We start from the raw sequence: 14,927 nt of genomic DNA, 5'->3' as shown, positions 1-14,927 counted from the left end.
ATTTCAACCTCCGTATTTAATCAGGACTAGCTAACTAGTCCTGCTTTTTCTTTATTTTTGCTTTTTTATTTTTAGTTTTAGCTTTGACTTTCTTTTTACTTACCTTCTTCTTTTTAGCTTTTAATTCGCCAGAAAAACCACCTTGACTTAGTTCTGAAGAGCGTGTCTTGACGCCTTTAGCCAAATCATGTTTGTCGTGAGGCACCTCACTTTGATCTTCTTGGCTGTTGACACGTTCTGAAATGGGTAAAATTTGACTGCTGTGCACATACCACTCGACTAAGTCTCCCATAGCAGGGTGTTGTCTTGCCATTTTTTTCAAATCTTTCAATTCATAATCACCCACCAGTGACATTACCGTACCATCTTTACCCATACGGCCTGTTCTACCTGAACGATGCACGTAATTTTCAACTACATAAGGCACATCATAATGAATAACAAACGGCAAATCAACAAAGTCTAAGCCACGCGCTGCAATATCTGTGGTTAATAATAGTGAAACCTTATCATCAGCAAAAGCTGATAGAGCCAAACGTCGTTCTAACTTATTTTGATCTGAAGCAAGCGTGGCATTTGGTACACCTTGATAAGATAACTTATCCGCTACAAGCCCCATTTCTTGTACTTCATTAAAAAAGACAATTGCTTTAAAATCTTTGACATAAGCCAATTTTTTTAGTAGTTCTGCACGTTTTCTAGGCGGTGTTTTAATATAGCCATGTGTGACAATTCCTTTTGATTGATCCTTCTGGCTAACATCAATCGTTGTCATTTCACGTTGACCATGATCACCTAATTGAGCTTGAACATCAATCGCTGTAGCAGAAACACAAACTAATTGAGCTTGCTTATCTAGCATTTTAAGAATCGTCATGGTAGCATTCAACTCATTTGTCTCTACTAATTGATCAGCTTCATCCAAGACAACCGTTTGTAACAAGTGAGCTTTGACCTTTTTATTTTTACATAACTCAACCACTCGACCAGGCGTCCCAACTAAGACTTCGGGCTTACTTTTCAACTTATCAATTTGGCGTTTGACATTAGCCCCTCCAATCAACGATTGAACGTTTAATTCTAAAAGTGTTGCCCATTCTCTCGCCACATTGGCAACTTGTACGGCCAACTCTTGCGATGGTAGTAAGATCAACAATTGATTGCCTTCACCTGGTTTAATAGCCTGAAGTAGGGGGAACAAGTACGCTAAAGTTTTACCTGTTCCAGTTGGTGATACGCCTACTAGACTTTCTTTATTTAATAATGGCTCATACGTTTCTTTTTGAATCAATGAGGCTTCTGTATAGCCTAATTCATCCCAATGTGTTTGCCATTTTTCTGGTAATTTTGTTTTAAAATCCATATTTGTTGCTCCTATATCCTCTTATTTTGCACAGTTTCTGCCACTATCTTTATTTATATAGTAGCAACAGGTCATACGCACCTTTTATCATACTATTAATTGCGTTCGCTCTTCAAGGTCTACTCACTATTTCACTACGTCTATTTGTTGTCTGCTGCAAAGGTAATTCCTTCAGATAAACGTAACTCTTCCATGATCTCATGAACAACTAACCCAATGGCTAACCACTGACGATAATCAACTTGATTATCTTCGGCCAGAGGTGCTTTTATCACTTTTGCAAACGCTCGAGCTTCTTCAATCATTGGATTGGCCTCTTTATGACACGGATGATCCTTAACTACCTTAGCCTTACGATCATGGATCGTAATCGCTTCAATACTATTGACAGCATTCAAACTAATCGTTTTCTCCAAACTATAAATTTCAGAAGGTAAAAAGCTATCAGCAATTTTCCCTGTTAATAAGTTAACATCAAATGTCTCATAACGTAATATGATTGTTCCAATGCCATCGACTCCTGTTGGCACACGTCTAGCAAAATAATGAACACTCTCAGGGCGACCAAACCAAGACACGGCGGCATAGAGTAAGTACACACCTAAATCCATCAAAGCCCCTCCAGAAAATTCTGGAGAAAATATATTAGGTTCTTCTCCAGCTAAAACATTATCAAAACGAGATGAGTATTTCATAAAACTTAAATTTGCTCCAATAATGTCGTCGTGGGACGGTAATAATTTTGTTACTTCTTTAAAACTCTCTTCATGAATATTTCGAGCTGCTTCAAACATTAAACAATTTTGTTTTTCAGCTACGGCGACTAACTCTTTAAATTCTAGTGCTTTAGAAACAGCCGGTTTTTCAATAATGACATGCTTACCATGTAACATGGCAGCTTTTGCTTGCTCATAATGTAAGCTGTTGGGTGAGGCTATATAAATCACCTCAAATTCTTTTGAAGCAAAAAAAGCTTCTAACTCATCAAATAAAGCAACTTTTTCATGCCCGATCGCAAAAGCTTCTGCTGTAGCTAATTTTCTAGAATAAACAGCTGTCAGTTCATAATTCCCTGATGCTAGAGCCGCTTCTACAAATTGTGTTGAAATCCAGTTGGTTCCAATTACTCCAAGTTTTATCATGTTAATTTCCTTCTTCCTCATTAAAGTTAGTCTCTATTTGAAAGGGGACTTCCCCCATAATATCAATCGTATCCTTTGTCACTTGACATTGATAAGCAATCACTTTTAGTCCTTGCGCCATAGCCTGTTTAAAGGCTTTAACTAAAGCTGGTTGGCGCTTTTCATAAAGCGTTGTTTGCTTAATACCTGCTAGTTGAACAATAAATAAAACATAGGTCTGATACCCTTCTGCTTGCAAGATTGTTAGCTCCTTGACATGCTTTAAAGCTCTTTCACTAGGTGCATCTGGAAAAGCTGCCAGACTTTGATTGGCTAACGTCATTCCTTTAACTTCAACTATTACTCTTTGACCTGTTGCTGTCTCTAAATAGAGATCAAAACGAGAATTGCCAAAAGTTACTTCCCGCTCAATTTTAATAATTTCACCAGATAAATACGGCAAGTGAATTTGACTACTTGCTAAAGCATCCTCGGCTAAACTATTTGGAACTTGACTGTCTATATTAATCCAACGATCATCTTTTTTGACCGCAATCAGATCATAATCTGTCTTACGACTTTTAGCTGGTTGATAATTAATGGCAACAGAGACGCCTGGTATTAACAATTCCCGGCAGCGTCCTGTATTTTTAACGTGGACGATGACTTCTTCATTATTTTTTGGTAAAAGACAGCGTGCGATAAAGCGATTGTCCCGCTCAACAAACTTAGCTACTACCACATCTGAATAGCTAGCCAATAAGGATGCGCCTCCTTTATCTTTCATATTTTAAAACTGTATTTATTATACACTATTTAGTGTCATAACACTGTTTTTTTAAGCTAACTTCTCTACATGTCCTGCTGTCTTTTCTACCAATAGCCTACATTAAAGACTATGTTTGCTACAGTTATCCCTTGCGTTTCCAACACAAATAACCTAACATTGTTCATTATAGATTGATAATAAACAATATTAAAAAGGACTGGTAAGATATGTCTCGAACGCGACTACGTTTTTTAGTTGGCTGTTCGCTAGCCTTAGGTCTAGTTAGCAAGCGCCTATTAAAAAAAATAACGACTAAAGAAAAAAAAATCACTCCTAACAAACAAAACTTAAAGAAACTTTACTTAGGAAAATGGCAATTTTCCGATCCTAACAATGAGCTAGAATACATTATTGAAATAACAGACAACTTAAATCTAAAGGTCAACAATACACCCTTTCAAGTCACAATAATAGCTCTTTCCCAAGACAAACTAATCTTACAGGATCTGTATGGCTATCACTTAACTTTTTACTATCACTTAGATGGTGTTACTCATTTTTATGATGAAGCCAATGACCAAATTTACAATCTTTTACCCTATAAAAAAACACCTAAGGACTAAATAAGTCCTTAGGTGTTTTTAATTGCTTAATGGTAAAAATCAAAACGACCTTTTTTAAGTAATACAGAAGGTGTCCCAACTTGTAACAATGATTTATCCGCAATCCCTTTTTTCATCACTGAAGCAATATAGCCTTTAAAATCTTTGTTCATTGTATGGCCAATTGCGTCATTATTACCTAAAGAAGCAACCGTTCCTAATGAATTATATTTAAATGCTGTTGGCTCTTGTCCAGCCAATTTACGTTCCATTGTATCAACCACATGGTCTGCTTGAGCCATGGCAATTTGAGCAGTTGTTGGATAAGGACGACCTGATTCTTCATCCATGACCGCGCTAACATCCCCGATCATGAAGACGTTCGGTTGACCAGGAACTGTTAAGTCTGATTCTACCATCACACGTCCACGACGCTCTTCAAAACCTGATTCGCCAATTACGCTACTTCCGCGAACCCCTGTTGTCCAAACAATCGTACTTGCTTCGATTTCTTTTAATTCACCCTCTTGTTCATAGACAACAGATGATTCTTTGATTTCTTTAATCGGTGTTCCAACAATAAAGTCTACTCCACGTTTTTTCAGAACATCTACCCCATAATCAGCCAAGTTTTCTGAGAACATTGGCAATAATTTTGGCATCGCCTCAATACATGTAATTTTAACTTCATTAGCTGGGAAATTAAACTTATCTGCTAATTTTGGTAACCGGTTAGTGATTTCACCTAAATATTCAATACTTGTAAAACCAGCGCCACATACTACAACACTTAAATCTTTTGGATCTTTTGAAAGTTGATAATTTTTCAAGTTTTTATCTAACTGCTCTTTGGCAGCCTCTGCTGTTTTAATGTCAACTAGTGGCCAACCAAACTCATCTACACCCTTAATACCAAATGACTCTGACTCAAAGCCTAACGCTACGACTAAGTAATCATAAGAAACCGTTTTACCACTTTTTAGTGACACTTCATTCGCTTCATGATTAATTTTTGTTACTTCATCTTGGATAAAGTTAACCTTGTTGGCATCAATAACGTCTTTAACTTCAAACGAAATCTTTTCTCCTGGGTTAGTTCCTGCTGCAACTTCGTGTAATTGTGTTGCTTCATAATGATATGAATTTTTATTAATTAATGTAATATCCAAATCCATATTCTTTTTTTGTAACCCTTTAATTGTACGTAATCCAGCATATCCAGCACCTAATACTACCATTTTTTTCTTGCTCATTTTTCAATTCCTCCTAAACCATTTTCAAAAAAGTGCATACATTTTCACAAACTAATCAGCGTGTTTAAACACAATTCTCTTAGACTATTCCATTAAACCATGTTTTCCTTAAAATGTGAAATAGTCTGTTTCTTATTCCAAGGAAACTGTTATAAAATCTGGCAATTAAAGCTTAAAATAACAAACTAACCTGTTATATTTTAATTAAAAATAAAAAAGTGTTATCTACCTTAGTAAATAACACTTTTTGTCTAATAAGTTTTAGTTGGTGCCACTTTCCACATTAAAGTTAATACAAAACTTATAGCTAGAATAACCACCACCACATAATAAGGATAATGAGTATTCATATCTAATAAGGTTCCTGATAAAATTGGACCAACGATATTTCCGACGCTTGTCAGTGCCGAATTGATACCACTAACTGATCCTTGATTACTACCAGCATGTTTCGAAAGAAAAGTTGTAATTGCCGGTCGAATTAAATCAAAAGCTAAGAAAATAACAAACGTACAAATCAATACGCTCCAGTAGCCTTGAGCAAAAATCATTGCCAAAACAAAAACAGAACTTGCTAACAAACATAGTCTAATCAAACCAACTTCACCAATTTTTCTTACAATTGGATCAAAAAAGATTAATTGAGCAATAAGTGCAAAAACACCACTGGCAGTAATAACTACTGCAATATCCTTAACTGAAAAGCCAAAGTTCAAATCCACATAAATGCTATAGATTGATTCAAAGGCAGCTAAGCCAAACGCATTAATTAAAATAATCAAAAATGGAAAAGTTAAGGCTGGCGTCAAGATGACTTCCTTAAGACTAGTCTTAGCAACTTCTTCACTGGCTTCCTCATGCTCCGGTTCTTTTAAGAAAATAAACGCAAAAATAAACCCTACTAATCCTAAAATAGCTGCTACATAGAAAGGAAGGCGCGTTGAGATATCTCCCAAAAAGCCACCAATTCCTGGTCCAATAATAAAACCACCACTTACGGCTCCTGAGACCCACCCCATTGCCTTGGGACGTTCTTCTAGAGTCGTAATATCAGCCACAAATGCCATGACTGATGGGAAGATTAACGCCGCACTTAGACCACCTAAGATACGTGATAAATATAACAGAGAGACGACATGACCAATCCCGAAAATAAATTCGGAAAGGGCAAAAATAACCATCCCTATGACAATCATTCGTTTACGACCAAATAAATCTGATAAACGACCTGCTATTGGTGAGAATACTAATTGTGCCATGGCATAAGCCGCAACTAAATAACCCATAGTTTGCCCTGATAGAGACATTTGATGCATAAAAGTTGGCATCACTGGGATAACTAAACCAATCCCTAAAAAGACCATAAATAAGTTGGAAATGACAATCAATAACATTCTCTTTGTTTCTTTTGTTTTCATCTAATACATTAACTCCTTTCGCTGATGCAAAAAATCATCATTTTTTGTTTTTAGATAAACTTAAAGCACGAAAAATTGTTTAATAAACGTTGACTATTAAACACATTCGTACTTTAATCAGTTTTACTATTTATTTTTCAGTCATCTCAATTTTGAAATATCCTGATTTTTTTATCTTATCACACCACTTCAGACCAAGCAACTGCCACCTGTTATTTTAAAAAAATATTGTGATAAATCACCTTGAAATACCCGCTCTAACCCTTTAATCTTAGTTAAATCTTGAGGTGTTGTTAAATGATAGGCTTTATCTAATTCAATTATGACACTTTCGTGTAACACTTGAGCCACAAATTGCGAACAAAAAAAATGGTTTTCTCTTGTAATATTAAGGCGACACGCGAGGAAAATTAAGCCCAATAAATTATAGTGTAAAGCTGCCTTCGTCGCATCGAATGTCATAATAATCTGTCGTAATCTTTCATAATCTTTATCAGCTATTGGCAAGCGGTAAATACAGCAACTAGCTTTTTCAAATAAACCACTCGTCAAATTTTCTCGTACAAAACCACCTAAGAATGGATTATGAGGTTGTTTGCGCCCAAAACTATAAACCAAAGTCAGCTCCTCATCTAAAGCAAGAGAAACATGGTTGTAAGGATTTTTAGTATAGGTGCCAATGGCACGACCTAATAAAGAATCAGTTGCCGTATGAACTAAATAGATATACCTCATTTTTTCTACCTCTCAGAACAATTTTTATTTTAGCCTCCCTTCTATTTTAAATCCTCCTTCCTAAAAAGGCATCGCCCTTAAGACTGATATCTCTTTTCTTTCCTTCCTAATTTATTCCTCCTATCTCAACTGATTTTAACCTTACTTTTTGCTATACTAGTCTTACTAACTATAGAAAGTAGAGATGATTTGGATGTATCCAACCACGCACGCATTGATTAAATCTTATTTGGCAGAAGGGGTCTTTCCTGGTGTTAATTTTGCCTTCTATAAAAATGGACAGGTTGAAGCCTATTCCTATGGCTGTGCCACCTTACTACCCCACCCTCAAAAAATGACAAGAGAAACGTTATTTGATATCGCTTCTTTGACAAAAATGATTGGAACTAACTCTTTAATTTTAAAATTATGGGAAGAGGGGCAATTAGATTTAGATGCCCCTGTTCAAAATTATTTACCTGACTTTCAAGATGGGGTGGTCACTTCACGTGATCTCTTAACTCATACATCTGATATCAATCCTTTTATTGAAAATCGTGACCAACTAAATGAAAGAGAACTAAAACAGGCGCTTTTAAACCTCAAAAGTGGAGAGCAGCGTGGAAAAAAAGTTGCCTATACCGATACTGGTACACTCTTACTAGGTTTTTTAATTGATTATTTTTACCAACGTCCCGTACAAGACGTCATCGCAACAGACGTCTTAGAGCCTCTTAGCATGACCAATAGTGCCTTTAACGTATCCAATATGCACTCCTCTATTGCAGCCACTGAATACCATCAAAAACGAGGACTTATCCGGGGAACTGTCCACGATCCGAAAGCCTTTGTTCTAGGTGAACAGTGTGGCAGTGCTGGTCTTTTCTCAACTCTAGACGATTGTTTAATCTACTGCCAAATGCTTTTAAATGGTGGCACCGCCCCAAATGGCACACGTTTTTTAAAGCCCCAGACAGTCCAACAGCTTTATCGTGACTGGACCCCCCAAGGTGATTTAGGACGCTCTCTTGGTTGGGACTTAAAATACCGTGCAGACTCCGAGAGCCCACTCCTTTTTCATACCGGCTACACAGGAACTTTTTTAGTCATAGATCCGGAGCAAAATGAATGTTTTGTCTTTTTATCAAACAGAGTTCATCCAATTGATCATCGTGAGGAGTATGTACAAAAAAGGGATCACTTATTAAACGTTTATCTAAATGAGAAACATCCTTAAAAATCTGCTATAATATAACACGTGATTAATCACACATAAGGAGGATTTAAAAAAATGGAACAACCTTTATTTTTAGCACCTGTCTTTCAAGAAAAGATCTGGGGTGGAGACAAACTAAATACCGTCTTTGGATATGACCTACCAGAGGGTAAAATTGGTGAATGCTGGGCAATCAGTGCCCATAAAAATGGCACATGTCATGTTGAAAATGGACCTTACAAAGGCAAAAAATTAGATGAATTATGGGCAAATAACCGCGAACTTTTCGGCAATGCCGAAGGGGATGTTTTCCCACTCTTAACAAAAATTTTAGATGCTAATGACGATTTATCTGTCCAAGTTCATCCTGATGATAGCTATGGTTTAAAACACGAAGGGGAACTTGGCAAAACAGAATGTTGGTATGTTATAGATGCTGAAGAGGGTGCTGAAATTATTTATGGTCATCATGCTACTTCACGTGAAGAGCTTTCTCAAATGATTGAAGAAGGTCGTTGGGATGATTTATTACGCCGTATCAAAGTTAAAAAAGGTGATTTTTTCCATGTACCTAGTGGAACAATTCATGCCATTGGTGCCGGTATTATGATTTTAGAAACACAACAAAGTAGTGATACCACCTACCGTGTTTATGATTATGATCGAAAAGGTGATGACGGACAAACTCGTGAGTTACATATCAAACAATCAGTTGATGTGACAACTGTCCCTCACCATGATCCAAAACTTGCCATCAAACAAACCAATCTTGGAAACTCAAGTATTACTGAATATGTGCGCACTCCCTTCTTTAATGTATATGAGTGGTTAATTTCAGGCGTAACTACTTTCAAACAACAAGCAAATTATACTCTTGTTAGCGTCTTAGAAGGTGCTGGACACCTTGTCTTAACAGATGGTAAAGAGGAATACTCTTACGACTTAGCTAAAGGCTCACACTTTATCTTACCCAATCAAATTAAGTCTTGGCGTTTAGAAGGTGACATGCAATTGATTGCTTCTGAACCTGGTGAACAAGCCTAGTTCGAACAAAAAAAGCTATTCCAAAAGGAATAGCTTTTTTAGTATGTTTAAACACGAGTTAAATTATACTCGTCATCCTCTTCTTCATCTTCTTCAGAAGAAAAATCATCAACCTGAACTTGTTTCAATTGATCACATTTTAAATGTTGATTGTAGCCGGGAATATTCAAAGGAACACTCTCTGTAATAACATCACTAAACTGTAAACCAAACCACCGAGCTGGTGACGTAGTGATCGATTTAATACTTAATTTAGCTTGCATAATCAAGCGTTCAAAGTTAGTTAAATCTGACTTTCTTGACAGCTCTTCTTTGATTAAAACAAAACAGAAATCCCCTACTTCTCGACCAGGATAGATTGTGTATTTTTGAGGTTGTTTTGGTAATTTCCCCTCTTCCATTAAATCATGTACAATCCGGCGTAAATATAAGTTAACATCTTGATTAACACGGAAACCTAAGCGTAGTTGAATATTGACAATATGATCCGTGTCCATCATGTCAACATGATATTCTTTAGTAAAGGGTTCATCTGTTACAAAGACATTAACAAACCAATAAACTTTGGCACGTTTTGGTTTTTTATCCAAAATAGAATACATGATTTCACGCCCAATTTTATGCCCTTTTAGATTATTTGTTAAAAAGACAACGTTGGTTTGATACAAGGCAATGCTTTCATCATGACTTAAATCACTCAGTTGTTGACGATAATCATATAATGACACGCGTTGATTTTGACTTTCCTGAATATGAGAACCTTTTTCCCAAATAATCATGACTAAAAGAATCGCTAAGGCAATAAATACCGCTACAAAACCACCATGGAAAAATTTAGTCGCACTTGAGATAAAGAAAATTGACTCAATAGCTGCGAAGAAAATAAAAACGCCAAATGAAATCACTTTTGGTATTTTTCTTTCTAATAAATAAAATAGTAATAAGACAGTTGTCATTAACATAGTAACAGTAATAGCTAAACCATAAGCTGCTTCCATCTTAGCTGAGGTTTTAAAGAACAATACAATCGCAATACATGTCACCAATAAAATGGTATTAACAACTGGTATATATAATTGACCTTTTTTATTTGTTGGATAAATAATTTTAAATCGTGGTAATAATTTTAATTTTACTGCCTCTGATACTAAGGTATAAGAACCTGAAATTAAAGCTTGTGAGGCAATTACCGCCGCAACTGTTGCGAAAACAACCCCTAAAACAGAGATATTTTCTGGCATCATCCGGAAAAATGGATTTAATAACTCTACTTTTTGATAATACGGACTATCTTTAATCGCAATAATCCAAGCGGCTTGACCAAAATAGTTACATAATAAACAAATTTTAATATATGGCCAACTACCTAAAATATTTTTACGCCCAACATGTCCCATATCAGAATACAAAGCTTCTGCTCCTGTTGTGGCCAAAAAGACACTTCCTAAAATAAACAATCCTGCTTTATTTTCAGGACTCACTAATAAACGGACTGCATAGTAAGGGTTTAAGGCACGAATGACTTCAGGGTTTCCCATAAAATTATAAATACCAACTGCCCCTAAAAAAGTAAACCAGGCCAGCATAACTGGTCCAAATGCCTTCCCTACTTTTTCCGTTCCAAAACGTTGAATCATAAATAAAACACAGATAATTGCTATAGTAATAATCATAATGACACCTTGATCATTCCCAAAAGCATCATAGAAAGTTGGGATACCCCGTAACCCTTCAATAGCAGTAGTAATGGTTACGGCTGGTGTTAATACACCATCTGCTAATAAAGCCGCTCCTCCGATCATTGCCGGAATAATTAAGTAAGGACTGGCTTTTCTCACCAAGGTATAGAGCGAAAAAATCCCTCCCTCACCATGGTTGTCTGCTTTTAAAGCAATCATGACATATTTAACTGTTGTTAAAAGAGTTAATGTCCAAACAATTAACGAGACAGCCCCGATAATGAAATCTTCAGAAATATGGGCTAACCCACCATTCCCCTCAATAATAGCCTTCATTACATACAATGGGCTTGTTCCGATATCCCCGTACACAACTCCCATTGCGACTAAGGCACCACCTATTTTAAATTTGTCAATTTGGTGGTGTTGTTGCTCTTTTTTCATCTCTACTTTCCTCCTGTGCCTCCAAAATTTTGCGCCATAAAAAGGGACCTGCATATTGGAATAGGCTCTCCAATACACAGGTCTTGCTATTTCATTTTAGACCAGTACGATTTGTACTAAATAGTTGATCTAAAAACACAGAAAACTTTAAGACAAAATACGCCATAAAGTCTATCTATGTCAGCTACTCCCCTATGATTTTTCTTACGAATCGTTTGACCGATGTAGCTTATTATATTCCTTTAAAATCGAAAGTCAATCCAATTTTTCATTATTTTTTTTATATTTTTTCATTCTCTTTTTCATTTCAAACAAAAACGAGAAGAAACATTGATATATAAGCATTTAAAAGTTATATTTAGTCCTTAAAAACACAAAAAAAACTTAAGTTTTTTTGTGTTTTTTTTCATTACTAACCATTTCAAACTATTTTATTCACATTTTGTTTTATTTATATCCTACTGGCTATTTCAGCGATTTTTTCGAATAATATAAAACCGACTAAAATTTTTTATTTGTCTGATATATTTCATTTTTATCTTAATGAGACAACCAGTTTTTTTAGATAACATATGTTAAAATTAGCTCGAGTCTTTTAAGCGACTAAAATAACGATTCTCAATTACTAAGGAGCGATTTTTTATGATAACCCGACTAAAACAAGCCGTTACTCCAACTTTCATGTATGGTTTGATGGCCTTCCTTCTTCCTATCAGCATTATGATGATAACTTATGCTAGTCTTGGAATCTATTGGGGAAGTGAGCGTAGTATCTTGGCTAGTGATTCTTATGCACAATTTTCTAATTTTCACGCTAGCTTTAATAACATGCTTCATGGCAAACAAAGTCTATTCTATACTTGGAATTCTTCTTTAGGTTTAAACTACTATGCTTTAATTTCTTATTATTTGGGTGGTATTTTTACGCCCTTGGTCTTCTTTTTTGACAATACTAATATCCCTGATGCCCTCTACTTATTAACACTTCTAAAAATTGGAAGTGCCAGTTTAGCATTTTGGTACTACGCTCTCAAGCGTTTTAACATTCAACCGCTCTTACAAGTTGGTTTAGCGATTAGTTATAGCCTAATGTCTTTTATTACGGCACACTCAGAACTTATTATGTGGTTAGATGCATTTATTTATCTCCCTTTAATTATTTTAGGTATAGATCGACTATTAGCTAAGCAGTCCCCTGTGTTACTTTTTGTCAGTTATTTTTTACTTTTTGTTTCAAATTTTTATTTTGGCTTTATCATCGGGGTCTATTCTTTTCTCTATTATGCTATTCAGGTGATTAGCACTTGGCAGGAGACAAAAAAAACGATTAGTCATTACATGATAACGTCCTTACTAGCTGGTGGCGCATCAATGGTGATGATTTTACCCACCATTTTAGATTTGCGAAGTAATGGTGAAGAGTTAAACGAACTGACAAATTTAAAAACTGCTGCCACAGGCTTTTGGGACATTGTTATTAAAAATATGGTTGGAGTATATGATACAACCAAATATGATTCTATTCCTTTTATTTACATTGGTCTTCTGCCATTGTTATTTTGTCTCTTTTTCTTTTTAAGTACTAAAGTTGATAAAAAACAAAAACTCGCTTTCTTGATCTTATTTGGGGTCATTTCACTTAGCTTTTACTTTGAACCACTTAACTTATTTTGGCATGGTTTCCACTCACCAAACATGTTTTTATTCCGCTATAGTTTTACTTTCTCTTTCACTATTATTATGCTAGCAGGTAAAAGCTTAGTAATTTTTACCAAAGAAGAAACACCAAAACTCCTTTTAAGCGGCTTAATATTAAATTTAGCCTTTATTTTAGCTTATACAATTCATCCTTTTGATCACTATACTTACTTAACAAGTCAACATTTAGTAATGACCCTCTTATTTTTAGGTCTTTATCTTTTTAGCCTTATTTTTTTTCAGATTTTCCCAACAAAACCTGAACAAAAAAAATGGATTAGTATTCCCAAGTCATTAGCCATCATGTTGTTGCTCACTATAATAGCAGAAGCTACGGTGAATACTCACGGGACTTTAAATGGAATCAAAGATGATTGGCATTATGCTTCAAGGAGCCTTTATAGTGATACGCATCCTGATTATCAAAAAATAATTGAACAAACTTATACTACTAAGTCGAACGAATTTTATCGGATTGAAACGCTTGATCCTATTTCTGCTAACGACTCAATTAATTATGGCTATAGTGGCATCAGTCAATTTTCATCTATTCGTAACCGTCCAAGTTCAAGCTTATTGAATACCTTGGGATTTCGTTCCCGAGGAACTAATTTGAATATCCGTTATCAAAATAATACGCTATTGATGGATAGTTTGTTTGGTATCACCTATAACCATAGTCAGCAACCGATCACTAAATTTGGCTTTGAAAAAAGTAGTCAAAATAACTCCTACCAAATGTGGCATAACAGATATGCTTTGTCTCTGGGGATCTTGACTGATTCTAATCTATTTCAAACAGACTTGCCCAAAAATGACAATCTCACAGCTCAACAAAATCTTACCAACCAATTAAGCCAACGAGATGATCATTTTTATGAGTTTACTTTACCAACACTATCTGCAACTACCAATAGCCTTGTCACAACAGATAGTGGAAAAACAACTTTTAAAGCCAAATCAGTTGATAAACCTCAAGTAATTACATGGACTCTCACAGTTCCTGCCCATAAACAGGTTTACTTCAGCTTGTTTCCAACCGATTTATATCAGTTAAAGAATGCTAGCGTAGAACTAACAATAAATGGGAACACACGACAAACGCCCTTAAAAACTACCGGTCAGTATTTGGATTTAGGCTTTTATCCTAAACAAACACCCCTTACATTTTCAGTGAGTTTTAGCGGAGCAGATCAGATTACGGTGATCCAACCACCCGTTGTTTTATTGGACACTGACACCTACCAAAAAGCGTTTACCGCTCTCGCTAAAAAACAAGTCCCTTTTCAAGTAAAAGGACGTAGCGCTACAGCAGACATCCATGCTAAAGAGGATCAGTTACTATTTACCACAATTCCTTACGATAAAGGGTGGCATGCCTATCTTGATGGGCAAAAAATCCCTATTAAGGCTTATCAAAAAGCCTTAATTACTGTCAAGGTTCCTAAAGGGAGGCATGTCCTTACCTTCAAATTTTTACCAGCTGGTTTCAAACTGGGTCTAGCTTTATTATTCCTCTGCTCAAGTTTATTTTATTGGTATCAAAGAAAGTTTAAACAAAAAAGAAGGAGCTTATGAATAAGCTCCTTCTTTTTCTTGTTATCAG

General features: G+C 35.7%; 11 protein-coding genes. 4 read left to right on the top strand and 7 right to left on the bottom strand.

The window, feature by feature from the left end:
* Positions 1–34: 34 nt before the first annotated feature.
* The 3 genes from OL234_RS02315 to sfsA all read right to left on the bottom strand — a co-directional run bounded on the left by OL234_RS02315 (position 35) and on the right by sfsA (position 3,271).
* Positions 35–1,363 carry a DEAD/DEAH box helicase gene (locus OL234_RS02315; RefSeq protein ID WP_275469567.1) on the bottom strand — a complete coding sequence of 443 codons (1,329 nt, stop codon included), beginning with the start codon at positions 1,361–1,363 and terminating at the stop codon, positions 35–37.
* A gap of 140 nt (positions 1,364–1,503) precedes the next feature.
* Positions 1,504–2,505: a Gfo/Idh/MocA family protein gene (locus tag OL234_RS02310; RefSeq protein WP_275469566.1), complete on the bottom strand. Its 1,002-nt coding sequence runs from the start codon at positions 2,503–2,505 to the stop codon at positions 1,504–1,506.
* 1 nt (position 2,506) lies between these two features.
* Positions 2,507–3,271, bottom strand: a complete 765-nt coding sequence (gene sfsA, locus OL234_RS02305; protein ID WP_275469565.1) for a DNA/RNA nuclease SfsA — start codon at positions 3,269–3,271, stop codon at positions 2,507–2,509.
* Positions 3,272–3,480: 209 nt separating this feature from the next.
* Between sfsA and OL234_RS02300 the strand changes: the two genes are divergently transcribed.
* The gene (locus OL234_RS02300; RefSeq protein ID WP_275469564.1) at positions 3,481–3,876 is read left to right on the top strand and encodes a DUF4828 domain-containing protein; all 396 of its coding nucleotides are present in this window, start codon (positions 3,481–3,483) and stop codon (positions 3,874–3,876) included.
* A 26-nt stretch (positions 3,877–3,902) separates the two neighbouring features.
* Here OL234_RS02300 and OL234_RS02295 read toward each other — a convergent pair whose 3' ends face one another.
* The 3 genes from OL234_RS02295 to OL234_RS02285 form a co-directional block, all read right to left on the bottom strand.
* Complete coding sequence (locus tag OL234_RS02295) at positions 3,903–5,108, bottom strand: NAD(P)/FAD-dependent oxidoreductase (RefSeq protein WP_275469563.1); 1,206 nt, start codon at positions 5,106–5,108, stop codon at positions 3,903–3,905.
* A gap of 251 nt (positions 5,109–5,359) precedes the next feature.
* A complete protein-coding gene (locus OL234_RS02290; RefSeq protein ID WP_275469562.1) occupies positions 5,360–6,526 on the bottom strand; it encodes an MFS transporter in 1,167 nt (388 codons plus the stop codon).
* A gap of 189 nt (positions 6,527–6,715) precedes the next feature.
* Entirely contained in the window at positions 6,716–7,261 is a 546-nt protein-coding gene (locus tag OL234_RS02285) for a hypothetical protein (RefSeq protein ID WP_275469561.1), read from the bottom strand.
* A 193-nt stretch (positions 7,262–7,454) separates the two neighbouring features.
* On the opposite strand from OL234_RS02285, the gene OL234_RS02280 reads away from it, so the two are divergent.
* Together OL234_RS02280 and manA are read left to right on the top strand one after the other, a co-directional pair.
* Positions 7,455–8,477 (top strand): serine hydrolase domain-containing protein, encoded by a 1,023-nt coding sequence (locus OL234_RS02280; protein WP_275469560.1) that lies wholly within the window; start codon positions 7,455–7,457, stop codon positions 8,475–8,477.
* A gap of 54 nt (positions 8,478–8,531) precedes the next feature.
* Positions 8,532–9,500 carry a mannose-6-phosphate isomerase, class I gene (gene manA / locus OL234_RS02275; RefSeq protein WP_275469559.1) on the top strand — a complete coding sequence of 323 codons (969 nt, stop codon included), beginning with the start codon at positions 8,532–8,534 and terminating at the stop codon, positions 9,498–9,500.
* 47 nt (positions 9,501–9,547) lie between these two features.
* Here manA and OL234_RS02270 read toward each other — a convergent pair whose 3' ends face one another.
* Positions 9,548–11,623: a KUP/HAK/KT family potassium transporter gene (locus tag OL234_RS02270; RefSeq protein WP_275469558.1), complete on the bottom strand. Its 2,076-nt coding sequence runs from the start codon at positions 11,621–11,623 to the stop codon at positions 9,548–9,550.
* Positions 11,624–12,265: 642 nt separating this feature from the next.
* On the opposite strand from OL234_RS02270, the gene OL234_RS02265 reads away from it, so the two are divergent.
* Positions 12,266–14,899, top strand: a complete 2,634-nt coding sequence (locus OL234_RS02265) for a YfhO family protein (RefSeq protein WP_275469557.1) — start codon at positions 12,266–12,268, stop codon at positions 14,897–14,899.
* Positions 14,900–14,927 lie beyond the last annotated feature (28 nt).

The organism is Vagococcus intermedius, from assembly GCF_029144185.1.
GTDB lineage: Bacteria > Bacillota > Bacilli > Lactobacillales > Vagococcaceae > Vagococcus_D > Vagococcus_D intermedius.
This window is presented reverse-complemented; position numbering and strand designations above follow the sequence as displayed.

What these genes read in the sequence shown, in the direction of transcription:
- OL234_RS02315 (WP_275469567.1), bottom strand. Translation starts at nt 1,363, where the DNA reads ATGGATTTTAAAACAAAATTACCAGAAAAATGGCAAACACATTGGGAT.
- OL234_RS02310 (WP_275469566.1), bottom strand. Translation starts at nt 2,505, where the DNA reads ATGATAAAACTTGGAGTAATTGGAACCAACTGGATTTCAACACAATTT.
- sfsA (WP_275469565.1), bottom strand. Translation starts at nt 3,271, where the DNA reads ATGAAAGATAAAGGAGGCGCATCCTTATTGGCTAGCTATTCAGATGTG.
- OL234_RS02300 (WP_275469564.1), top strand. Translation starts at nt 3,481, where the DNA reads ATGTCTCGAACGCGACTACGTTTTTTAGTTGGCTGTTCGCTAGCCTTA.
- OL234_RS02295 (WP_275469563.1), bottom strand. Translation starts at nt 5,108, where the DNA reads ATGAGCAAGAAAAAAATGGTAGTATTAGGTGCTGGATATGCTGGATTA.
- OL234_RS02290 (WP_275469562.1), bottom strand. Translation starts at nt 6,526, where the DNA reads ATGAAAACAAAAGAAACAAAGAGAATGTTATTGATTGTCATTTCCAAC.
- OL234_RS02285 (WP_275469561.1), bottom strand. Translation starts at nt 7,261, where the DNA reads ATGAGGTATATCTATTTAGTTCATACGGCAACTGATTCTTTATTAGGT.
- OL234_RS02280 (WP_275469560.1), top strand. Translation starts at nt 7,455, where the DNA reads ATGTATCCAACCACGCACGCATTGATTAAATCTTATTTGGCAGAAGGG.
- manA (WP_275469559.1), top strand. Translation starts at nt 8,532, where the DNA reads ATGGAACAACCTTTATTTTTAGCACCTGTCTTTCAAGAAAAGATCTGG.
- OL234_RS02270 (WP_275469558.1), bottom strand. Translation starts at nt 11,623, where the DNA reads ATGAAAAAAGAGCAACAACACCACCAAATTGACAAATTTAAAATAGGT.
- OL234_RS02265 (WP_275469557.1), top strand. Translation starts at nt 12,266, where the DNA reads ATGATAACCCGACTAAAACAAGCCGTTACTCCAACTTTCATGTATGGT.